This window comes from Marinobacter sp. F4218 (assembly GCF_019443085.1).
Taxonomy (GTDB): Bacteria; Pseudomonadota; Gammaproteobacteria; order Pseudomonadales; family Oleiphilaceae; genus Marinobacter; species Marinobacter albus.
Window position 1 is genome coordinate 405,239 of sequence record NZ_JAHZIL010000002.1, and the last position, 23,188, is coordinate 428,426.

The 23,188-nt window shown below is 56.6% G+C and carries 18 protein-coding genes; 8 read left to right on the plus strand and 10 right to left on the minus strand.

Annotated elements, in window-relative coordinates:
• Positions 1-97 precede the first annotated feature (97 nt).
• Positions 98-1,561, plus strand: coding sequence for a malate:quinone oxidoreductase (locus K0B93_RS02310; RefSeq protein ID WP_219865649.1), 1,464 nt, complete (start codon positions 98-100; stop codon positions 1,559-1,561).
• Between the two features lie 44 nt (positions 1,562-1,605).
• On the opposite strand, the gene K0B93_RS02315 is transcribed toward K0B93_RS02310, so the two are convergent.
• The gene (locus K0B93_RS02315; protein WP_219865650.1) at positions 1,606-2,538 is read right to left on the minus strand and encodes an NAD-dependent epimerase/dehydratase family protein; all 933 of its coding nucleotides are present in this window, start codon (positions 2,536-2,538) and stop codon (positions 1,606-1,608) included.
• A 319-nt stretch (positions 2,539-2,857) separates the two neighbouring features.
• On the opposite strand from K0B93_RS02315, the gene K0B93_RS02320 reads away from it, so the two are divergent.
• Positions 2,858-3,922, plus strand: coding sequence for an NAD-dependent epimerase/dehydratase family protein (locus tag K0B93_RS02320; RefSeq protein ID WP_219865651.1), 1,065 nt, complete (start codon positions 2,858-2,860; stop codon positions 3,920-3,922).
• Positions 3,923-3,926: 4 nt separating this feature from the next.
• Here K0B93_RS02320 and K0B93_RS02325 read toward each other — a convergent pair whose 3' ends face one another.
• From K0B93_RS02325 to K0B93_RS02340, 4 genes are all read right to left on the minus strand, one after another.
• Positions 3,927-4,841 carry a pirin family protein gene (locus K0B93_RS02325; RefSeq protein ID WP_219865652.1) on the minus strand — a complete coding sequence of 305 codons (915 nt, stop codon included), beginning with the start codon at positions 4,839-4,841 and terminating at the stop codon, positions 3,927-3,929.
• Positions 4,838-5,968: a mechanosensitive ion channel family protein gene (locus tag K0B93_RS02330; protein WP_219865653.1), complete on the minus strand. Its 1,131-nt coding sequence runs from the start codon at positions 5,966-5,968 to the stop codon at positions 4,838-4,840. The genes K0B93_RS02325 and K0B93_RS02330 overlap by 4 nt, the downstream gene beginning before the upstream one ends.
• Before the next feature lie 348 nt (positions 5,969-6,316).
• The gene (locus K0B93_RS02335) at positions 6,317-7,357 is read right to left on the minus strand and encodes a succinylglutamate desuccinylase (RefSeq protein ID WP_285368075.1); all 1,041 of its coding nucleotides are present in this window, start codon (positions 7,355-7,357) and stop codon (positions 6,317-6,319) included.
• On the minus strand, positions 7,354-8,838 hold the full coding sequence (locus tag K0B93_RS02340) for a hypothetical protein (protein ID WP_219865655.1): 1,485 nt from the start codon (positions 8,836-8,838) through the stop codon (positions 7,354-7,356). The genes K0B93_RS02335 and K0B93_RS02340 overlap by 4 nt, the downstream gene beginning before the upstream one ends.
• Positions 8,839-9,141: 303 nt before the next feature.
• Between K0B93_RS02340 and K0B93_RS02345 the strand changes: the two genes are divergently transcribed.
• From K0B93_RS02345 to K0B93_RS02355, 3 genes are read left to right on the plus strand one after another with little or no spacing between them, the layout of a single operon-like run.
• Positions 9,142-10,614, plus strand: coding sequence for a cytochrome D1 domain-containing protein (locus tag K0B93_RS02345; RefSeq protein ID WP_219865656.1), 1,473 nt, complete (start codon positions 9,142-9,144; stop codon positions 10,612-10,614).
• 38 nt (positions 10,615-10,652) lie between these two features.
• On the plus strand, positions 10,653-11,231 hold the full coding sequence (locus K0B93_RS02350) for an RNA polymerase sigma factor (protein WP_219865657.1): 579 nt from the start codon (positions 10,653-10,655) through the stop codon (positions 11,229-11,231).
• On the plus strand, positions 11,228-12,043 hold the full coding sequence (locus K0B93_RS02355; RefSeq protein WP_219865658.1) for an anti-sigma factor family protein: 816 nt from the start codon (positions 11,228-11,230) through the stop codon (positions 12,041-12,043). Before K0B93_RS02350 ends, K0B93_RS02355 begins: the two co-directional genes overlap by 4 nt.
• 21 nt (positions 12,044-12,064) lie before the next feature.
• Here the strand turns inward: K0B93_RS02355 and K0B93_RS02360 are convergent, their stop codons facing one another.
• From K0B93_RS02360 to K0B93_RS02380, 5 genes are all read right to left on the minus strand, one after another.
• Complete coding sequence (locus K0B93_RS02360; protein WP_219865659.1) at positions 12,065-12,904, minus strand: hypothetical protein; 840 nt, start codon at positions 12,902-12,904, stop codon at positions 12,065-12,067.
• A 334-nt stretch (positions 12,905-13,238) separates the two neighbouring features.
• Positions 13,239-14,366, minus strand: coding sequence for a hypothetical protein (locus tag K0B93_RS02365; RefSeq protein ID WP_219865660.1), 1,128 nt, complete (start codon positions 14,364-14,366; stop codon positions 13,239-13,241).
• Positions 14,359-16,863: an FtsX-like permease family protein gene (locus tag K0B93_RS02370; RefSeq protein ID WP_219865661.1), complete on the minus strand. Its 2,505-nt coding sequence runs from the start codon at positions 16,861-16,863 to the stop codon at positions 14,359-14,361. The genes K0B93_RS02365 and K0B93_RS02370 overlap by 8 nt, the downstream gene beginning before the upstream one ends.
• Positions 16,860-17,546: an ABC transporter ATP-binding protein gene (locus K0B93_RS02375; protein ID WP_219865662.1), complete on the minus strand. Its 687-nt coding sequence runs from the start codon at positions 17,544-17,546 to the stop codon at positions 16,860-16,862. The genes K0B93_RS02370 and K0B93_RS02375 overlap by 4 nt, the downstream gene beginning before the upstream one ends.
• 9 nt (positions 17,547-17,555) lie before the next feature.
• Entirely contained in the window at positions 17,556-18,302 is a 747-nt protein-coding gene (locus tag K0B93_RS02380; RefSeq protein WP_219865663.1) for an outer membrane lipoprotein-sorting protein, read from the minus strand.
• 295 nt (positions 18,303-18,597) lie between these two features.
• On the opposite strand from K0B93_RS02380, the gene K0B93_RS02385 reads away from it, so the two are divergent.
• The 3 genes from K0B93_RS02385 to K0B93_RS02395 all read left to right on the plus strand — a co-directional run bounded on the left by K0B93_RS02385 (position 18,598) and on the right by K0B93_RS02395 (position 22,596).
• Complete coding sequence (locus tag K0B93_RS02385) at positions 18,598-20,004, plus strand: PLP-dependent aminotransferase family protein (RefSeq protein ID WP_219865664.1); 1,407 nt, start codon at positions 18,598-18,600, stop codon at positions 20,002-20,004.
• Positions 20,005-20,124: 120 nt separating this feature from the next.
• The gene (gene ccoG, locus K0B93_RS02390) at positions 20,125-21,510 is read left to right on the plus strand and encodes a cytochrome c oxidase accessory protein CcoG (RefSeq protein ID WP_219865665.1); all 1,386 of its coding nucleotides are present in this window, start codon (positions 20,125-20,127) and stop codon (positions 21,508-21,510) included.
• A 354-nt stretch (positions 21,511-21,864) separates the two neighbouring features.
• On the plus strand, positions 21,865-22,596 hold the full coding sequence (locus tag K0B93_RS02395; RefSeq protein WP_219865666.1) for a hypothetical protein: 732 nt from the start codon (positions 21,865-21,867) through the stop codon (positions 22,594-22,596).
• The last annotated feature ends 592 nt before the right edge of the window (positions 22,597-23,188 follow it).

Consider the following 23,188-nt stretch of genomic DNA (forward strand, 5'->3'; position numbering starts at 1 on the left):
GAAGAGTTACGTCGGTCCAACAGAAGGTGAAGGCCGTACATCCGCATGACATACGTAGTAACCTGTTGATCTGGCGAACTGATAAGGAACGGATGCAATGAATGTAATAATCATCGGCGCGGGAATTATGGGAACAACTTTTGCCACCCTGGCGAAAGAACTGGCCCCCGAGTTGGATATCACCATCCTGGAGCGACTGGACGGCCCCGGCGCAGGCAATTCATGGGTATTCAACAACGCCGGCACCGGGCATGAAGCGAACTGCGAGCTCAACTATACCCCGGTGGATGAAGAGGTTATCTCCGTTGAAAAGGCTCTGAAAATTCACGCGCAGTTCAACGTTGCCAAACAATTCTGGGCCTATCTGATCAAAAATGGAGCGATCAAGGACCCCAGAACGTTCATCAATCAAACCAAACACTGCACCATCGTGGCTGAACCGGCCATCGAAGAACTGCGGCTACGGTTCAAGGAAATGTCAGCTCACCACTTTTTCGAACACATGCGTTTTTCGGAGGAGTTCGACGAGATAAAAAGCTGGATCCCTTATCTGATGGAGGGACGGCCAACCCACGAAAAAATGGCGGCTACCGTCATCGAAACAGGCACGGATGTTAATTTCGGATCGCTGACCGAGCAAATGGCCGCCTACGCCGCTAATGAACTGGGGGTCAAAATTGAATACGGCACCCATGTAAAGCGAGTGCATCGCAGCCCCGCAGGCAGCTGGCTGATTGAGGCGGAACAGCGTGGGAGCGCCATTCAGCACAGGGCCGACGTACTGTTTGTCGGAGCGGGTGGCGGCGCATTTCCCATTCTGAAGAAAAGCCACTTGCCGTTCCGTGGCCGATTCACGGGCTTTCCCGTAGGCGGCCGGTTTTTGCAGGCGCCGATCAGTGAAGAACAGGCTGACCAATATCGCGCAAAAACCTACGGCAAAGCGAAAGTGGGCGCGCCTCCCATGTCCGTTCCGCATCTTGATTTGCGAGTGGCCGATGGCCAGCACTACCTGCTGTTCGGTCCGTTTGCGTCGTTCAAGCCCGTTCTGGAAAAGGGCCGGGGCTTTGTCGATTACCTCCGTTCAATGCGCCTGCACGACATTCCCGGCTTGCTAAACGTCGCACTCGAGCATTTTCCGTTGGTGAAATATCTGGTCTCAGAAACCTTTAAAGGTGAAAAGAGCATGTTCGAGGAGCTGGAAAGCTTTGCTCCTGGCATGAGTAAGAAATTCAACTGGAAACCGGTTGAGGCCGGCCAGCGGGTGCAAATCATTAAGGACGGAGATTTGCAGATGGGTACCGAGATCCTCGTCTCCAGTGACAAAAGCTACGGGACCTTGCTCGGGGCCTCACCCGGGGCATCGGTGTCGCCCGAGGTCATGCTGCGCTGCCTCGAACAGATGCTCCCGGCTATTTTCACGAAGGAGAAAACCAAGGAGAAACTGAAAGAGATTTTCCCCGAGGATGATCTGGATAAGCTGATCAACGAACCCGATCGATACCGCGAAATCCGGGATGCCGTGAACAATCAGTTGGGAATCACCTGGTCCGGGGCGCAATAGCTGGAGGGGGACCGGTTGGTCCCCATTCTGGTTCAGAACCTCAATTAACGAGTAGCATGCTCATCCCGAATCCGGGTTAGACCTTCGCGATACGTTGTCACTCTGAAGTCCGGAAACCGTGATTTGAATTTCTCTGAAATGAAGAGATTGTCGGTCTTGTATCGGGGCAGCAACTCTTCCGTCTCCCGTATCGTTTTGTTAGCCCGAGCAGCCAGCCAGATCTGCCAGCGCTTGAGCACCTTGTAGCTTGCATCCACCCCGAAAATTCCGGCGGCCAGTTCGACAAACTGGCGGTAGGTGAGGCGGTTGTCGTCACAGGGTAGGTGCCAGGTCTGCCCGTAGGCATCCGGTGTGTTGCCAAGGAGTGCCATGGCACGACTCGCGTCCGGGGTAAAAATCAATGTTCTCAGGGTATCGTCACGCAAGAATACCTTTGCCGGTTTTCCTGCGAGCAGGTTGTCGATCACCGTCGAGTTGGTAATGCTTTGTGTCCTGCCCGGCCCGTAGAATTCCGGGGCGCGACATATCACTGCTTCAATATGCTCCCGGTCCATGGCATCCAGTAGCATCCGTGTGATCTCGGCACGGACGCGGCCTTTGGGGCCGTTGGGCCTGAACGGCGCATCTTCCAGCTGGGGTTCGCTGGTCTGGGAATACATATAGGTATTGTCGAAGTACACCAGCTTGGCGCCGTGCGCGGCACAGGCATCGATCACGTTGCGCATCATAACCGGCCAGCGGTCTGTCCAAAGCTGGCTGTCGAGGGGCAATCCGGCGGTCATGTAAACAATCTCCGAACCCCCAACCGCCTCCAGAGTCTGTGAAGCGTCCATCAGGTCAGCGCTGACCAGCTTGTCAGAATCGTTGATCTTCTCTGGATAGCGGCTGACCAGACGAATACTGCTGGTGTGGTCCCTCTTCAGACTGAGCGCCAGTTCCCGCCCGATTTGCCCGGTTGCCCCGAGGATCGTTTGCATGTGTCTTTCTCCGTATCCGTTCGACGGATTGACCACTTTTTTTCGACCGTATCTAACTGTTTAGACGCCTGCTTTTTCGTTCAAGCTCATAGTCGATGGTGGTCACCAAAAGTAGACTAATTGATGGTTTCTATGCGGTAACAATAATATACCCGAGCACTTTAACTCACGATTGGTGCCGAGGGCGGACCTCATGGGCAAAGATTACAGGGTGCACTGCGATTGCGAGTGATTTGGCGTGTTCTGCCAGTCCCACCCGATCTCGCGACACGCATAATGCTATATTCAGTCTTCCACCGCATCGCGTCAGGAGTTGAACGTGAAAACGATTGATAAAACCGCCCCAGTACTTGTCACCGGGGCCACCGGCTATGTCGCCGGTTGGTTGGTGAAGCGCCTGTTGGACGAGGGTTTAACCGTTCACGCAGCGGTCCGGGATCCCGATGACCCTGAGAAACTCAAATACCTGAACTCGATAGCCGAAGGGGCACCGGGAACGATTCGCTACTTCAAGGCCGACTTGTTGGAAGATGGATCGTACGCCGATGCTATGGCCGGCTGCGAGTTGGTCTTCCACACCGCTTCGCCCTTTACCCGGGCTGTGTCGGATCCGCTGAAGGAATTGGTCGAACCTGCAAAACTGGGTACCCGGAATGTTCTCTCTCAGGCGACGAAGACGCCAGGCGTGAAACGTGTTGTGGTGACCAGCAGCTGTGCCGCGATTTACGGCGACAACGCCGATCTGAAAAATGCGCCCAACGGAGTAATCGACGAGTCTATCTGGAACACGAGTTCATCCCTGGACAACCAGCCGTACTCCTATTCCAAGACAGTGGCCGAACAGGAGGCGTGGAAAATTGCGGAACAGCAGGATCAATGGGATCTCGTGACTATCAATCCTTCCCTTGTTATTGGCCCCGGTATCAACCCCCATGCAACATCGGAAAGTTTCAACCTGATCAAACAGATGGGGGATGGCCGGATGAAACCCGGGGTACCGCGCGTCGGGATTGGGGTGGTTGATGTACGTGATGTCGCAGAGGCTCATTTCCAGGCCGGATTCACGCCAGAGGCCGCCGGGCGCTATATTGTTTCCGGCCACAACACCGATTTTTTTGAGCTGGCCCAGACTCTTCGGGAGAAATACGGCGATCGTTACCCGGTTCCCCGACGGGCCCTGCCAAAATGGCTGGTGTGGCTGGTCGGACCGCTGGCCGACAAAACGATTAACCGGACGTTCATCGCCCGCAACGTGGATTGGCCGTGGCGAGCGGACAATAGCAAAGGCAAACGGGAGTTGGGGCTTTCCTACAGACCAGTCAAGGAATCCATGGAGGGGTTCTTTCAGCAAATGATTGACAGTGGGCTGCTACCGCGGCGCTGAAGCCCTATTCCGGTAATGGAATAAACTCAACTTCGTCGCCGGGAACGACTGGGAAGCGACCCGCTTTCCAGTCAGATTTGGCCTGTTCGATTCGTTCAGCCCGGCTGGAAACGAAGTTCCACTCCATATAACGGGGTGAGAACGGTTCTCCCCCGATCAGAGCGATTCGGGTTTCCTCCTTCGCCACAACTTCGACATCAGGCTCGGGCCCCAAAACCGCCATCGTAAACTGCGGGATATCGGTATCCCCTGCGACAAGCGAACCTTGCGCAACATAAAGGCCCCGTTCTTCGGCATGGGGCAGGGTGAGGCTTTGTCCCGGTTGCAAATGAGCCTCGAGGTAGAGGGTGTCTGAAAACACGTCTACTGGTGAGGTCAGGCCGAAAGCACTCCCCATGATCACTCGGACGGGAACGCCATCAACCACCGTGGCCGGAATCATTTCACCCGGATAGTGTATAAACGCCGGAGCCATTTCCTCTTTCGCTTCAGGCAGTGCCAGCCAAAGCTGAAGGCCATGCAATGTATGGTCGGAGGCAGTTACCTCGGGGCGTTCTCTTTCGGAATGCACTATCCCCTTGCCAGCCACCATAAGGTTTATGTCACCGGGCTTGATGGGCTGGCGATTACCGAGAGAGTCGCGATGGAGGAGCTCACCCTCAAAAAGATAGGTCACAGTAGCAAGGTTGATGTGCGGGTGAGGGCGAACATTGATGCCGTCCCCGGCAGGAAAACGCGCCGGACCCATGTGGTCAAAGAAGATCCAGGGGCCGACCATTTGCCGTTCTTTGGTTGGCAAGACTCGTCGAACGGAGAATCCACCCAGATCCTTCTCCTTGGGTTCTATCAGTAGCTCAATGGCGCCGCAGGATTGAGCGATATTGCACTCTAATACCAGCGATTTTGTGGGATTACTCATGATCGCGCTCCTGTGCGGTTCTTTATATGAACGTCACGCTGCGGGTAGGGCATGGAAATCCCCGCCTCATCGAAAGCCTCTTTCATCTGATGTGTCAGGTCCCAGTATACGGCCCAATAGTCCTCTGTTTTTACCCAAGGGCGACAGATGAAATTAACAGAACTTTCGGAGAGCTGATGAACCCGAATGACAGGCTCAGGGTCACTTAAAATTGACGGGTGGTTACTCACCACACGGTTCATAACTTCCAGTGCCTCAGGAATAGAGTCCTCATAGGAAATACCGAATACCAGGTCCACCCGCCGCGTGGTGCTTGCCGTTACGTTGGTTATTACATTCCCCCAGACATTTTTGTTCGGAATTACAATCACCTGATTGTCTGGCGTGGCAACGGTGGTCGCGACAATGCTCACAGATTTCACGGTTCCCCCAACACCACCAACCTGGACGTAGTCGCCCTCATCAAACGGCTGGTTGATCATGATCATGAGCCCGCTCGCGAGATTCCCCAGGGTATCCTGAAGGGCGAAAGCCAGAATGAAAGAAGCGCCACCAATCATTGCGAAGATAGGCGCTATATTGACTCCCAGGCCAGCCAGGACGAGCAGAAGACCCATGGTGAGGACTAGCCAGAAAACCACACCAACAAGAAATGTCTCCAGCAGTTTTGAAATGGTCGGAACCCGTCCAATCCATTTGCGGGCAGCAGCTCCAACGGTTCGCGCAACCGCAAGCAGTGCCAGGAAAGCAAGAAGAACAATCCCGATGTCCTTGAGAACGGCTATACCGCCATCGCGACGGGTCGCCCAGTTCAGAATGGCCAGAAAGATTGCGCGGGGGCTCGCAAGGGCCGTTTCGTTAAAAAGGATAGAGTCACGATAGTTGCGGAAATCCTTCACCAGGTCAGGATCTCCACCTTTGCTTTCGAAAGCATCCACCACCATAGTGTAGCGCTCAAATGTAGCCATTCGCGCTTCCACCATGCTCGCGACTTCCTGATAGGCTTCTCTATAGACCGCGTCCGGATCTTGGCGCAGGCTTATTTTCTTTTCCGAAATCTTCTCGGTTTCCGCTTTCACGACATCTTGCCAGGCGAGCGCGAGGGGCTTGAGCTCCTCTTTTTTCATGGGAACGATACGATGCGAAAGCTCCTCTACTGAGATCTGAGGATTCGTAAGAATAGGATCATTCGCGGGCCTGGAGCTCGAATCTGCTGGCGCCTGGGCCCAGACTTCATTGATTAGTGTAAGGGCGCATACCAACGAAAGGAGCAGGACTTTATTTACGCGCATCAATGTTCCCTTGAACTGCTTTTTACCAATAAATAGTAAGCAGACTGCGCTTATCGCCTGTGAGGAAGATTGGGTCGAATCCCATAATATATAGCAGAGTCCGTCTGGGGAATCCTGAATTTCAGCCTGATAGACAACCGCCCGACGTACTAAATTCGGCGCCTCTGGGACTCTTTGGATTCTTCAAAATATAGGTTCGCCTGTTGCTTTGACCGCATAGAACAAGCAGTCACTCTTGGCAATAATCGGGTTGGTGGTAATCATGAAGGCCTTGATGGCCTGGGCGGGGTAGATCTGCCCATTCTTGACCCGAAGAATCCGCTCCATGTTTTCCGTCCGGTTGTGGCCGATCGCTGTGAGTACGCTCAGGCCTTTTTCTCCAATCCACCCCAGAGGCTCGTCTGGAGAAACAATCCCGAAATTGCGGTGTTCGATGTCTGGCGGAAACGTGAGGTCAGCCTGACCAGTGGGTTCAAGCCGATATTCTATGGTCGCTTCAGGAGCCAGTTCCACCCGAATCGGATTTCGCAACACGGCGACGTCCCAATCCGCTGTTTCAAGCGACAACACATCCGGTCTCGACGTATACCGAACGAGTCCGTCGTACGCCAGCTGATGAGCTAGATCATCCTGTGACCCACCACATTCGATGGTCACCGTGGGTACCTCCTGTTCCGAATATTCCATCAAGGCGCCCAGACGAAGGTCCGTCATGATGAGGCGGTCGGTAAAGAGCGAGGTCAGCGCCTGATGGGCGCCGTCATTGGTGATGGTCACAGCGAAGGCGGGACCTGTGCCTGAAGTGTTGTGAACGTCCAGCAAGCATTCGAGGTTCTCTTTGCGAAGCTCTGCCAGCATGGCCTCGGCAATCGCACCTTCCTCCCCCTCGAAAGGTTCTTTGAAACATCGGTTGAGATCACGTCCTTCGGGAAGCTGGCGCAGTGAGAGGGCAGGCGGGATTTTCGCGGGATAGACGCCTCCCAGGAGAAACAGCATGTTAACCTCGGGCGTTTGCTGCTCAAGTAACCACCGGTGAAGCGCAAACAGCCCCGAAGGCTCATTGCCGTGAAGAAGGGTTGCCATGGCCCGGGTACGAGAACGATCGCGGCCGGCCACACGAACAACCGTGGGCTTGTGCAGTCGGTCCAGCCACTCCAGGGGTGAGCGACCCAGCGTCCGGGGTGACGGATCATTCAGATAATCAAGAACGTTCGAGTTGCTCACGGTGATAGCGTCCATTCATGGAGTGGCCTGTTTTTCTTCTGGTTGGCCATGTAGAGGGACAGCATACTCCGGAACGCTTCATCGGGACTCAGGGACCTCAGGAAAGACTCGGTGATGTGGCGCTGCCACCGGGCGCCAGATATGTTGGACTCGATGCGGCCTTCGATGATTCCCAGCAGGCGGTGAATTTCCGTCTCGTCCATGGCTGTTCGGTTCAATGCTTCCCGGGCACGCGGCAGCAGGTCACGGGCCACGGTCAACAGAGGCGTCTCCTGCAACTGAACCTGATCCTTGTGCGGCCAGATGATTTCTGCATCGATGCCATATTTGGCGGCGCGGTAGAAATTGTGTTCGGTGTAATGGAAGGGGAGTATCGACGTCAGATGACGGATGTCATCGAGCACTGCCAAGGCCGCCCCGATCACGAACAGTCCGTTCGCACACATATCAACGGCAGTCGGCCCTGCAGGCATGGAACGAATCTCGATGCGTAGATGACCACCTTCTTCGTGATCAAAGATGGCCCGGTTCCAGGGCCAGGTGGTTCCCTGGTGCAGGCGCAGCTCGGCCAGTTTCGGCACCCCTCCGCGATCAATGACGGCCATCGGATCTTCATCCGACATCAGCGGAATGATGGGGGGATACAGCGAGGCGGAGGCCGCAAACAGTTCCCAGGCGCTGCGGGCCCAGCCGTTTCCGTAATAGACCCTTGGTGGGTGGCGCCAGGTTTTATGATTGGGGGATCGGCTGTCGATGGATTGCTTGAATAGCGCAATGCGGGTTTCGTCCCACAGCTGGTGGCCAAACAGGCTGGGCGAATTGCTGGCCAGAGCCAGGACAATCGGCGTGACCAGCTGGACCGCATTGAAATAATCGGCGAAACGGTTGGCGGGCACCCGCCAGTGCAGCTGGAATGAGGTATTGGCCCCTTCCATGGTGACGTCGTCGGCCTCCAGGTCTATGACATCGTTGCCACCGATATGGATGCTGAATGGCTCGCCTCGTTGTTTGACCAGCGCGTTGGATAGCGCGTGGTATCGGGGTTCATCTGTCATCACCTTCGCGTCGATATCGGACTCGCGAAGTGTGGGCAGAATACCGATCGCTATCAGCTCCCCATCCAATGGTGCGGCGTGCTGGTTGATGCGTCTGATGGCAGCGAGCAGCTCTTGCTCTGTTCTGGCAAACGGATCGCCCTTGAAGGCCTGGGGGCTGAGGTTGTATTCGAGATTGAAGCGGTTGAGCTCAACCGTCAGTTGGGGGTCCTGGACGCTGGCGGCGATTTCTGTGTTGATAGGTTGAACTCGCAGGTCAGGGTTTACGATGTAGAACTCGACCTCGGCGCCAATGGAACTCTCTCCCGCGCCAAATCCGGGCCGGTTCAGAAGCCGATTGAGTGCTGTAAGGTCCGTCCGGACCTTGGCAGCAAAACGTTCAAACTCTTCCGCCGAAAATTCCGTCTTTTTGATCGACAGTCCCACGGTAACATCGTCTCCAGGGCTTACTTACCTTGATAGTAGTGGAAGATGCGCCCGCCACCAGCCCAAGACCGCTAAAGAGGGAGCCAGGCAGGATGATCACGGCTCACAAAGTGATTATGAGCTTGGGCCAGCTCAGAAAAATCGTAAAAAGGGGGAATAAATCGAATCCCAGTGACGCCTTGGTAGGGGACTGTAAACAATTTTGACCCCGTGAAGCTCGCTCGGCACATATGCTTATAAAGAAAGAGCAGCCGCCGTTGGCTGAAGGCTTCACGGTTCCACCTGCGAATCAGGACTCTAACAATGGTAAACCAACGTATTTCGCCGATGTTAAAACTGGTGCTTTCAATCGGTCTTATCTCCGGCACCAGTGCTGTCACAGCAGCGCCGGGAGAAGACAGTATTGCCCGGGGAGAAGAGGTCTACAGCCAGCAATGCGCCGCTTGCCATCAGGCCGGAGGTGAGGGCATTCCCGGGTCGTTCCCGCCTCAGAAGGGGCACGCTGCAAACATCTTCAATGCCAATGGCGGTATCGGTGGGCGAGACTATCTGGCCCATGTGCTGCAATACGGCCTGACCGGCTCGATTGACGTCGAAGGAACAGCCTACAATGGCAATATGCCCGCCTGGGGCGGTTCGCTCAGCGACCAGCAAATCGCGGATGTCCTGAATTACGTGTTAACGGCGTTTGGCAATCGGGAGCGAATATCCCCCGATTTCCAACCCTATACCGCCGAGGAGGTGAGCGCGCTCTCTGGCAAGGATTTCTCTGGGAAAGACGTCCACCAGTTGCGTCAGGCCGTCATGGGAACTGGTGAGCAGAGTTCAGGCCCGGCCGCCTCTCAGGATGCGTCAGCTGCTGGCACGGCGGCCAAAGTGTCGTTAGAGCAGGCCGTTCCTAAACCGATCTATGCTGCAGTTCAGAATTCCGGTGTTGTTGAACGTTTCCCTTCAAAGTCCACCTGGCCGGGTGTGGAGGGCGCTCACTACACTGCGCTGAGCCCGGATGGTAAACAGCTGATGGTGTCCGGGTTCAAAACCGGCAATGTCTACATCATGGACACGGATAACGGCGAGATTCAGGCGAGCTTTCCGATCGGCAAGGTGGTGCAGGGCGTTAAAGTGTCACCCGACGGACGTTATGGCCTTGCCGTGGCAACCACGCTGGGAGAAATTGCCGTCATCGACATGGAGACCCTGTCACTGGTCAAAAAGGTCAATGTGGGTGACACGCCCCACAACATCATTTTTAACGAGGATAGCAGCCTCGCTTACGTTACCTTGCAGGGCGAGGGCGCGTTAGCCGTGGTGGATATGACAACGCTCGACAAACAGCGCGCCATACCGACGCCAGGGCTGGATAGCCCCCACAATATTGATATTTCCGAGGACGGCCGTCGGTTATGGATTCGTGATTTCGTTGGCCACGTGGGTGTGTTGGACCTGGACAGTGAGAAAGTCCTCAAGGTATTCAAGGTCGGCGCAGGCCACGGTGGCATCGACGTAATTCCGAACAGTCGGTATGTGGCCACGGGAGCCATCTCTGCATCCCGGGTGACGGTGATTGATGCTGACAGTCTTACTGTTGTGGCCAACCCGGAAGTCGGCACCGGGCCCCATGGCGTGCGCGCAAGCGCCGACGGCCGTTACCTTTATGCGTCCGTGACCGCAGACAATCTGATAACCGTTATTGATTTGGAGTCCCTGCAGGTGGTGCGTCGGGAACCTGTCGATGGCAAATTCCCGTTCTGGGTCGCTGTTCCCGGCAACCCCTAAGATATGGCCCCTTATAGGCACTCTTACAGGCACTATGGATGCGCAAAGCCCGGAGTAAACAGCAGTTCGATGCCCTGACTCGCCCCTGGCGTGACAGGTTGTTCGGTGTCGCGCTGCGCCAGACCCAGTCGCGGGAGGTAGCCGAGGACTGGACGCAGGAGGCCCTGCTTCGGGGGTGGCGTGACTTCGCGCAGCTTACGGATCAGGTGGCGGTGTATGCGTGGTTGCTTAAGATCCTGAATCGGGTGGTGGCTGATGACGTTCGGCGTAACGCGCGGCGAGACCAACTGGCACCGATGCTCACTACCGGCGACGCATTTCTTCAGGAGCAGGCCTGCACATCGGCCGGACCGTTCGAGCAGACCGTGCAAACGCAAAGCAATGAGCAGTTCATGAAGGCAGTGCAGGCGCTACCGGATAATTTTCGCCAGGTTGTCTTGTTACGGGATGTTGAAGGACTGAATTATCAGGAAGTGGGAGAGGTTCTGGACATTGCACAGGGCACGGTTATGAGCCGGTTATCGAGAGGGCGGCGGCTTCTAGCCAGCCTGCTTATCAGGACGGAATCCGCCGATGGATTGGCTGCAACCTCTATTCACGGCGGTAAACCTACATGAACGACGTCGAAAAATCAGAAGCCGGGCGCTTCTCTGAACTCCACCTCGAACTTCAGGACTGGCTTGCAGGTTACGCGGATGGCGAGCTGGATGACCATCACACGGCCCTGGTCGAGGCGCACCTGGCCGGCTGTGAAGCCTGTCGTGCGGACGTTGCCCGTCAGCAGGTCATGAGCCGACGCTTCCAGGAGGTGCCGACAACCCGCATGCCGTTTGACCTGCAAAAGCGACTGGATAAGGCGCTTGCAGACGCACCTGAGTACTCCGACCCGGCCCCGAGAACAACCTCCAGGTTCAATCTCAGGCAATGGCTGACCGGTTTGTACCGTCCAGCGGTGGTCGGTACCGGAGGATGGGTAGTGGCACTGGTGCTCGCCGGGGTGCTGTTGTTGCCCGACGTGGGCCTCAGGAGTCACGACCATATACGGATGGTGAGTGATGCGTTGGCAGACTATCAGAAGGTGGCTGTCACGGACCTGCCTGCACTGGCAAATACCGCTGACATTTCAGCTCCAGCCAAGTTGGCAGGTGGTCGTCTACTTGCCACCTGGCACACCACCGTGGGCGGTGAGCCCGCTCAGGCCTTTGCCATGCGCCGGGGCAACAGCCTGGTGATTCAGTACCGCATTTCGGAACACGTGCTGTTCAGAAACCCTGACGTGCGGCAGGCCATGGCCACAATGGGCGGCTACCGTACTCACGAAAAACAGCTCGAAGTGTTGGCCGTGCCGATGAAGGAAGCCGGCTTACTGATTGTCGGGCCAGCGAATGCAATGCCGGCCACCAGCGACCTGGATTTGGAACCTACCTAGACAGCAGCCGACCTCAACATCCTAATCCTCTTCTTCTCCAGGGCACTGCTCCTGATCGGGATTGTTACAGAAGCCATCCTCCTCCGAAAAGGTCTGGTTGCCGAAAGAGCCGTTAGGGCGTCGCTCGATGGCTCCGACTTCCACTTTCAGTGGTGCATTCGCGGGAAGCGCGGCCAAATAACTGGACGGGACACTCACGCTGTTTACGCCAGCGGGAATGCGTACCGAGTAGGTGAATGGAGCCAGAGCGTCATCGTCAGGTTCCATGACCACTTCGTAGGCCACAATGTCACCTTCTCCAGCCAATACAAATCCATCCGGCTGGGTTGTGCATTCGCCGAGATCGTCACCATAGCTCCAGGTGATGGTGGTGCCGTCAAAATCGACGTCCGCCGGTGCCGCCGGAATGAAGTGAGACAACAGCGTCGTCCCGGCAAGAACTCCTCCGTTATCCAGCTTGAGCTGAAATTCATAGAAACCGGCTTCGAAACGCGCCAGAAACTCCGGCAACGTCACTACCTCGTCCCCAGGTTCTTCAACCAGCCCCGGTTCACACACTGGTTCGGCGCTCTCAAAGAAGTTTTCGGTCAGCTTCTGATCCTTGAGCGCTTTGCGAGCCTGTTCCAGAAACAGTAGTTTACCGTCCGGGCCGATGATTTTTGCCTGCCGCCAGCCTTCGGCGTCGAATAGAACGTGGAAGCCGATATCGCCATCCGTGGCATTTATTTCGATCAGCACCCGGCATTCATCAAGCTCATTGCAGGGGGCATCACCAAGACTTGGGCTGGCCCAACACACGGCCACTAATGCGGTTGTCAACAAACTGGGCAGGTCTTTCCGGTATTGTGGATGGGGGTACATGATGACTCCTCCGTTTTGTCGAGTTTCCGATCGACACTGAATAACTTGGAGAATGTCTTCCAACTGCGCGAAGGCACCTTTAACGATTTAGGTTCCACGCCCTCGGCCAAGAACCGCAGGATAAGGATGGATCAGGGGTACACAAGCAAATAACGCTCCGTGCGTGTAGGTATATGTTTTTGTTGCCATACGGAAAGGTCAGTCAAGAGAGGTGTAAAAAATTCTGACGCTCGGTTTGATTTGACTTGTCTAGCAAAGGACTGTGGCAACAGAGGGGCATAGTTTTAAAAAACAGATGGGCAGCCAGCAATCTGCCGTCTACGCTGTGCCCCCATCAAAAAAACCACTGGGCTTCCAGCAATCCCAGGTTGTTGAGCGCCCCGTATTCACTGTTGTCATTGCCGCCAAACAGCTGCACGCCAGCTGTCAGATACACCTCTAGGGGCACCGGCAGTGTCCAGGTGGAGCGGGGGTAGACCACCCAGCTTTGGTCGTCGGCGTTGCGGATGGCGACTATACGGTACTGCCAGAAGGGATTGATGTCCTGCCAAACCAAAAGGCCGGTGTAGTGGTGGTCCGCGTATTGGGGCTCCCCGGCCGCCAGGCGGCTGAAAGACAGTCCCGGATTGGGCGCGGGCCGGCCGTTGTAGAAGTATTCCAGGGCAAGATTGACACCGTTGCGGAACGACCAGTTGAGATCCGCCACCGCCTGCCAGTAGCTGGCTTCCTCGTCGGGCTCGCTCCACACCGCTTCCATGCGCCAGCCGGTGCCGGCCAGCGAACCGCTGCCGCCGACACCAGCCTTGGTGACATCGGCGAAGGTTCCGGCCATCACACTGGCATCCACACCGGCCACGAAGCGCTTGACCCGGGCGGCGGTGCTGGCCTCGTCGTCCTCATGCTGCGGGGCATGCACGGCACTGATCCGGCCCAGGGCGCCCCAGGGCGTATCCCAGAGCAGGGCATCGACGCCGATGCGCTCATCCGGTTCCAGTTGCAGGGGGCTCACCGGGTTGAGGATGTCCATGGGGTTCCAGATCAGCGCCGTGGACCAGTTCACCTGCTGCCTGCCGAGACGCCAATCCCCCACTGGCGAGCGCCATTTCACCGTGCCCCGGTACAACTGGTGGCGGGCCACAAGATCGCCGGATTCGGTCAGCTCGCCCTGCAGGTCCCAGTATCGCGGATCCGGGGCGTCCTTGAGCAGGGCGAATTCGGGGCTGTCGAGGAAGCTGCCGGTAACCAGTTCCACATCGTAGGCCGCCTCCAGGGTCCAGTCGCCCTGGCGATAGTGCGGTTCCAGGCGCAGACGGGTGAGGTTCGACACATACGGATCGTCGTCCACCAGCGAACGCGAACCAACAGTGAGGTTCTTGAGCGAGCCGGAATGACTGAAGTCGGCCCCGGCGGGCGGAGCCAGCATCAGACTCACCGCGATTACAGCGCATGTACGCTTAACCATGGCGAATCGCCTCCACCGGATCCAGTCTTGATGCCCGTCGCGCCGGGTACAGGGCCACCAGCACGGAGCAGATGAAAAGCAGCAGACCAGGCAGCCAGACGTGGTCGAAGATGAGCACCGGGTAAATCACGTCCGTTACTCCGGGAACGGCTTCAAATGAATGAGCGACGGCCGAGAGGTCGATCCCCCTGCGGTTATACCAGGCCACGATCAGCGTTCCGACCACACTGCCGGCGGCCATGCCCAGTAGCGCCAGAAACAACGCCTCAAAGAGGATGGTCAGCACCACCTGAGAGCCGCGCGTTCCCAACGCCAGCATCACGCCCAGCTCACGGGTGCGCTCCATCACCGACATCACCATGGTGTTCATGACACCGATCGCAACCACGACGAACACCACCGACAGGATCAGGTAAAAGTCGATCCGGGTCATGTCGATCATTTGCATCACTATGGGTAACAGGGTTTCCCAGTCCTGGGCCACCAGATCGCCGGGTAGGGTGCGGTTCAGGTCCCGGGCCAGAAGCGTGCTTTGGCTGCGGTCCTGCAACCGAAGGGCGATACGCGAGGCCTGGTCAGGCTGGAAACCGAGCAGAGTCCGGGCCCTGGTGAGACTCGTGAAGACGTACTCACTGTCGAACAGGTCGCTCCCGGTGCGGTAAATTCCGGCGATCGGGTAAGCACTGGAGGCGAGGTCACCGCTGGCCTGCTGGACGGTGACGACCAGCTTGTCGCCCAGGCGGGCGTTCAGATCGTCTGCCAGTTTCTGGCCGATCACGATGCCGTCGCCGGCGGGCTCCACATAATGGCCTTCAACGATGTAATTCGCCAATCGGGTCACCTGCCTTTCCCGCTCCGGGTCCACGCCCACCACCTCCACCGGGCGGCTGGTTTTGGGATTCGCGACCATGGCCTTGACCAGCACCCGCGGGGCGGCGGCTTCGACGTTGGGCCGCTGCGCCAGCGCCTGCACGCGGGAGGCGGTATCGGAGATACGCAGGGCCGGGGACAGATCCACATCATGGCCCTGCTGCATTACCTGCACATGGCCACTCAACTGTTGGGTGGAGTTGCGGATCATCTGCTCGAAGAAGCCATCGGTGAAACCGTACAGGAACAGATAGGCGGCGAGCCCGAACGCGGTAGCCGAGGCGGTGATCAGGGAGCGGCGCGGATTGCGGAACACCGAGCGCAGGGCCATCTGGGCAAAAATCAGGAGACGGTTGTTGGCGGTGACTTCAGCACGGACCCGGCGCAGACGGTTGCTGGCGCTGCGATGGGCGTCCATGGCTTCCAGGGGCGTATGGCGGCTGGCAATCCAGGCCGGCACAACCGCGGCCAGCAAGGCCACAATGATCACCACCACGCCAATGATCAGCCAACGGCCAGGACTGGTGGTGGGATAAACGATACCGCTCAGCCCCGGCATGGTGTCCATGGCCTGGATGTAGGCGGTAAAGTCGAGGCCGTGGCTGGCGTAATAGGTGGTCACGGCCAGGCCCAGGATCAGGCCTAGGGCATAGCCCACCAGGGCCAGCAAGGTGGTTTCCATCAGCACCAGTTGCACAATACGAGACCCGGAGGTGCCCAAAGCCATCATCACCCCGAACTCCCGGCCGCGCTCCATCACGGACATCAGGATGGTGTTGACGATACCGGCCGCCACCACCACAAACACCACGAAGATAACGATGTAGGTCACCACGTTGTGGAAATCTACCATTTGCATCAGCGACGGCATCAAGGCGGGCCAGTCGAGGACTTCCACACCACGCTCGCCCAACTGTGTCTCCAAGGTTGCCACGACACCATTGAGGAGGTCGGGGTCGTCAACCCGGGCGGCAATTTCCGTAACCCGGCCCCAGAAGGCATACAGGGACTGGGCTGCATCAAGAGGGATCTGAGCCACACCGCCGTCTATGCGTTTAACGCCGGTTTCAAACAGACCCACCACCTTGAAGCGGTCGGCGCCAATGGAACCGTCCGCTGCCTGCACCACCAGGGCCAGTTCGTCGTCCAGGGCCACATCCAGTGCCCGGGCGGCGCCCGTGCCAAGGACGATTTCGTTACCGGATTGCAGATAGCGGCCCTGGACGATGGATCGGTCCAGCCTCGTGACGGAGCGCTCCTGCTCTGGCGCCACCCCCATTACCTGCAGGGCCCGGGACTGGTCGGCGAGACTGGCCAGCGCGTGGCCGGTGACCCGGGGCGTGGCGGCGTCCACTCCGGTGACATCGGCGACAGCCTCTGTCAGCTGCCATTGCTGCGGCAGAGCGATGTTCATTTCCCGCTCGTCGTGGAAGCCGCGCTTGTGCACCTTGAGGTCGCCGGTCACATAGCCGGTCATGTTGTTGATCATCTGGGCATTGATGCCGTCGATAAAGGCCCACAGGAACACCAGCCCGGCCACGCCGACGGTCAGGGAGAGCAGGGTGATGCCGGTGCGGCGGCGGTTGGCGCGCAGGTTGCCCAGGGCCAATCGCAGCCAGGCCATCATTGCCGGTGCTCCTCACGTTCGATGCGCCCGTCCTTGAGGTGCACCACCCGGCGGGCCCGCTCCATCACCATGGGATCATGGGTTGAGAAGACGAAGGTAACGCCGTGCTCGTCGTTCATCCGCCTCATCATGTCCAGCAGGGCGGCACCGGTTTTGGAGTCGAGGTTGGCGGTGGGTTCGTCGGCCAGAACAATGGCCGGCTGGCTGACAATGGCCCGGGCCACCGCCACCCGCTGCTGCTGACCGCCAGACAGTTCGTTGGGTAGGCGACCTTCCATCCCCTCCAGACCGACCTCTGCCAGAATCTGCCGCGCCTTTTCGCGTCGGTCGCGGAACGGCACGCCGCGCAGCATCAACACGTATTCCACGTTTTCCTGGGCCGAAAGCACACCGATCAGGTTGTATTCCTGGAACACGAAACCGATCTTCCATAATCGCAAGGCGGTGCGCTTCCTGCGGTTGAGGCCGGTAATCTCCTGACCGTCGATCTGGATGCGGCCGGAGGTGGGTTCATCCAAGGCACCGATCTGGTTGAGCAGGGTGGTCTTACCGGAACCGGACGGCCCCACCAGGGTAGTGAATTCACCGGCCTCGATAGCCACGGAAACGTCATCGAGAGCTTTGACCGCCACGCTGTCCTGACGGTAGATGCGCGAGGTTTTTTCCACATTCACAATCGCCATGACGTGTCCTCACTGTGGATTGCGCAGGCGGCGCAGGGTGAAGAGGTCTTCCTCGAGGGGGACGTTGAACTTGATGGACTCGATCTCGATCACGGTGCGGGATTTGGCGTCGTCGGTATCCACCATGGTCCAGCGGGTGGGAATGCGGCGCCCGCCCATGGTTTCGATGGCGCTGTAGGTCATTTCCTTGACCGACTGATCCCGCTCACCGAAGTAGGTCACGGCTACGGGTATATGGTCATCGCGGATTTTGAATTCTAAACGGCTCCACACGACCGGCGCGTCCGGCTTGGGAGTAGAGCGCACGTGGTAGACGGTCACCCAGTCCTGCTCTTCGCTGCCGGTGATTTCGTGGCTGTAGTCGTTGACGAACGAGCTCTCCTTGACCAGGTCGTCATTGCTGAAGTTGGAGCCCATCCAGGGCTGGAGCATCATCGAGGGCGGGATCTTGATGGTGCGATCCACCTTGGGCAGGTAGTTCCACATGGCATCCTTGATGCGTAGCGAGCCGATGCCGGCTTCTTTCTTGGGCGCGTGGATGCGGATCAGGGTTTTTTCGGGCCGATCCATCCAGGCTTCCAGGTCCAGCTCCCGCGTCCAGTATTCGGTTTCGATGCGCATGGTAAAACGACCATGATTGGAGTTGCCCCAGAGGGTATCTTCCATACCATCGACCAGCTCCTCGCCGCCAGGCGACGACTCGGCAGCGATCGCAAACAAGGGAAACAGGAGCAGGGCTGGGAGAAGCCTTTTCATCACGAAGTCCTTTGTCTTTCGTTGGTCCTTTCTATTACTTAGCACCTTTGAGTAACTCAAAGGTCAAAAAAACCAACGGATTTACCCTGAGACGCGACTAGGTCAGAAGCTCACTCGAATCTTTTCTAGACTGACTCAAGTAGCATTGCCCCGTAATGACCTCCATCAACTACTAAACGGAGTTGGCGTGAAAGCAGTGGATTTTGTTGTGGACAGGCGGGAGTATGCCCGGGCTTGCAGAATAGGTGCAGATGTATGAAATTGCCGATGCATTAGGACAGGGTAAGGGCCATAAATGACTGACGAGTACCGCTATCAGCAACTGGAAGGCTGGTTATTGAAGGGAATCCTGGAGCAGCGTTGGCGGTTGGGAGAGCGCCTGCCTTCGATCCGAACGCTGTGTGTCGAACAGAAATTGTCCAAGGCAACGGTTCAGCACGCCCTGCAGCGACTGGAGGCCCAGGGCCTGATCGAGGCCCGCCCTAAAGCCGGCTACTTTGTTTCCTTGCAGCCGGACGGAGTGAAGAAGCCGGTTAGTCGTGCCCGGATAGAAGCCCCACGCCCGGTAAATGTCAGCGATCTGCTGCTGGATATCATGGGCCGTAGTGCGGCGTTTGATTTACTGCCGGATCTTCACAGTGGCGAGCTTCCGCCGGGAATAGTGACTCTGAACCGTTCGATAGGCAGGGCACTGCGGCGCCAGAAGGGCGAAGACTTCCAGTATTACGATAAGCCTGCAGGGTTTGACGGCTTGCGGGAGCAGTTGGCGCTCCATCATGCCAGGCGAGGGTGGACTGCCTCACCGGAACAGCTTTGCATCACCTCAGGTTGCCAACATGCCCTGTTTCTGGCGCTGATGGCATCCTGTGAGCGTGGGGATGTGGTCGCTGTCGAATCCCCGGGATTCTATGGTGCATTGCAGCTTCTGGAACAGCTTGGCCTTAAAGTGGTCGAAGTGCCCACGTCCATGGAAACGGGCATGGACATGGATAGCCTTGAGGAAGTACTTGAGCGTTGGAAGGTAAGAGCCTGTATTGTATCTCCTTCATTTTCGACACCGGGAGGTGCGTTGATGCCGGAGCCAGACAAAAAACGCCTGCTTTCGTTGGCAGAACGGCATGACCTCGCGGTGATAGAAGACGATATCTATGGAGATACTGCTCTTGGTCGTTCTCCTGATCCGCTGAAGGCCATGGATGGTAAGGACCGGGTGATCCTGTGTAGCTCTTTCTCCAAATCCCTGTCCCGGGATTTGCGGCTTGGCTGGATATCCGGTGCGCGTTGGCACGACAGGATCCTTCACCTGAAGCTGGTTACCCAACTGGCCAGCAGCCGGTACCTCCAGCAGGGCGTGGCGGACTACATGGCCGATGGCAGTTTCACCTCCCACCTTCGCCGTCAGCGCCATGAACTGAGGGCTAACAGGGACAGGTTGATTGCGTCGCTCCATACCTGGCCCGGGGAGGTGCGCGTCAGTACCCCGCAAGGTGGCCTGACCGTCTGGGTGGAGTTGCCGGAGACGGTCGACACACTGGCGGCATACACGAATGCCCTGAAGCACGGCATCATCATCACGCCGGGCCCGCTGTTTTCGGTATCTGGCCAGTTCGAAAACTGCCTGAGAATAAGCTTCGCCCATCCCTGGAACGAATCCCGAATGGACGCTCTCCGGCAATTGCCCGGCTTGCTGCACAATGAGTAGAAACGTCTGGCTGCGCCTACATATCTGTACCCATCAATATTGTATTAATTGAGCCTGTGCCCATTAGGTGCTGAGGATTACTCTCCCTGACAGTCCAATTATTGTCGGGGAGAGTATCCGTTGAGTAACGCCATTCCTGTACGTAACCTTGCCGTAGGGCCTGATGACAACGGCAAAATCCACACCCGTAAGTTCCAGGGCTTTTTCAGACGCTTGAGAATTGCCGGCGGAACACTTCTGTTTACCTTGTTTTTCGGTACCGTGTGGTTGTCCTGGGGCGACCGCCAGGCGGTGTTGTGGGATTTATCCGAAAAACAGTTTCATATCTTTGGCAGCACCTTCTGGCCCCAGGACTTGGTACTTCTGTCCGCTATCCTGCTCATTTGCGCCTTCGGACTGTTCTTCATAACGGTCGTTGCCGGCCGCGTATGGTGTGGCTACACCTGTCCACAAAGTGTCTGGATGTGGGTATTCATGTGGGCCGAAAGGGTAGCAGAAGGTGACCGAAACCAACGCAAAAATCTGGATAAGGCGCCCTTGTCATCGTCGAAGATCTACAAGCGGGCGTTAAAGCACGGAATGTGGCTGGCAATCAGCCTGGCAACCGCTGTGACTTTCGTTGGCTATTTTGCCCCAATCCGGCAGCTGGTTGCGGATCTGTTCACCCTGCAGGTCACTGGCATGGCCGCATTCTGGGTGTTCTTCTTCACCGCCGCCACCTACCTCAATGCCGGATGGCTTCGCGAAAAAGTCTGCCTGCACATGTGTCCCTACGGGCGCTTTCAGTCCTCCATGCTGGACAGGGATTCCCTGGTCATCAGCTACGATGCCCAGAGGGGGGAGAACCGGGGTGGCCGCAAAGCCGGCTCGGATTATAAGGCTGAAGGCCTCGGTGATTGCATCGATTGCCAGATGTGCGTTCAGGTCTGCCCAACCGGCATCGATATCCGCGATGGCCTGCAGATGGAATGCATCGGATGCGCGGCCTGTATTGATGCCTGCGATTCCATCATGGACAAAATGGATTATGCTCCGGGCCTTATCCGTTATACCAGTGAGAGGGAGCTGGAAGGTGGACGACTGAGAATCCTACGCCCAAGGTTACTGGGATACGGCGCTCTGCTGGTGTCGTTTATTGCCATCTTCTCCTGGGCTGTGATGGCCAGGCCCATGGTCGAGTTTGACGTGGTCAAAGACAGGGGACTGTTCCGGTTCGACGGAAAGGGGAATATTGAGAACAGCTATATCCTGAAAGTGCTCAACAAAAGTCAGCATAGCCAGACCTTCGAGTTACGTGTCAGTGGTATGGACGGACTGAGCCTGATCGGACATCAGAACATCGTCGTGGGTGCAGGTGAATGGCGTGAAATGCCAGTATCGGTAACTGCAGTACCGGAGGCACTTGATCGTGGCGTGTCTGATATAGCGTTTCACCTGGACTCAGTAAACGACGGCGGCGAACGTCTGGTCGAAACCAGCCGCTTTATCGGGCAGCCGAACCAGTGATCGACGTCAATACGACCAGGCATCATCGACGCCATAATCGGTGTGTTCCTAATGGACGAGCACAGAATGTACTAAAACGGGCACACTTTAAATCAGTAAGTTAGAACGGCGTTTCCACAGAAAGTACTAAACAAACTTAAAGCAGATTCTAGAATAGGGGGCTCAGCCCTGTTTCCACAAGAAGTGCTAAATTCGTCGTCCGGCTCAAGAGCCAGATTTCTTCACTCAAAAGCCCCAAATGCGGGGGGATCAATTATTAAGCAGTCTGTGATTTTCTGGAGAGTTCTCGCCTTTGGCCTAAAATAAGTGTTAGCCAGTTTAGTTGTGAATAAGCGCTCAAGGATGAGGTTAAACGTGGATCTAAACAGCGAACTTAAAGAAATTCTTCTCCCCGCCTATGGCCCATGCGAGGGGTTTTCAAGCACCTGCGGGAATATGCGGTGGAACCCCTCAGAGGGACATGTGCCTCGGGGGTTTCTCGGGGCGCATGGCAGGTTAAATGAGGTTGAACTTGTTTTGGTGTTTGCGGAACCAGGTGACCCTCATGACGATGAGTTTCACACCGGGATGGGATCCGCGCACGAAAAGGCTATGAGAGCGTTTTCTGAAGGCACTGATCTGTTCCACAGAAACGTAAGATTGATCCTCGATTTATGCTGGCCAGAATTGACCTTCGAAGAGCAAATGAAAAAAACATGGATGACGGAATCCGTGTTGTGTTCCGCTCCTGTAGAAAGTGGACACGTTGGAGCCGCCTGCGAACGAAACTGCGCCTCGCGCTACCTCGCGCCGCAAATCGAGCTTCTAAATCGGTGTGTAATAGCAGCATTGGGCTCGAAAGCCCGAGACAGGATGCGCGCCATTGGTATTAAGTCGTTTATACCGGCAGTAGCTGCCGCCCCTCCTGGCTGTAATCTGAAGCACGCCAGGGCCTCTTGGCAGGCAATCGCTGACGAGATACACAGGCGAAATCGCATTGGACATCCGAAAAAAATAAAAACATTCCAAACGGCTGACACAGCTGGAGAGAAGGTCGTAGGTTCAGCTCGCTGGCCAATTTCACTGATCGGTGGCGAGCGTGCATAAGCATTTTGGCAATAAATTTTTCCGGCCCAACCTTATTTGGAAACTGGCGCTCCAGAGAACATTGGTCGTCGGTGTAATACTTCTCTTAGCTCCCGCATTGGCCCATGCCACGCCGCCTTTCAATGCTAACGAAACTTTGCGTAAGGCTGAGGTCGGGATCTATTCGAGATCATTTAGAGACGATCGCGATAAAAGCAATGACAAAAGGAGTAAAGCCGGTGCAATAGAAGGCACAAGGACACCATTTTCATCCGGGGCGTTCCGGTGCTATCGAGATTTATCCAGACCGCTAACAGGCGATGTTATTTGCAGGGAGCGTAATGACCGTTGATTGGATTCAATGTTTAGACGCCCACGAGTGGACGACCAAACAAAGTACTGAACCCTCTTTGCCAAACATCAGATAGTTAGAAGCTCATTTCCACGCAAAGTGCTAAAGAAGCCTAAAGTAAATTGATCGTCCACTCTTCAGAGCAGCACCGAAAAGGATATTCCTACGCTCCTGTGCGACGAATAATATTCAGGACCTCCTGCGGCCGTGAAACGTGTCACAGACTTTCTATTCGTTTGTAAATTACGTTTTCTATCATAG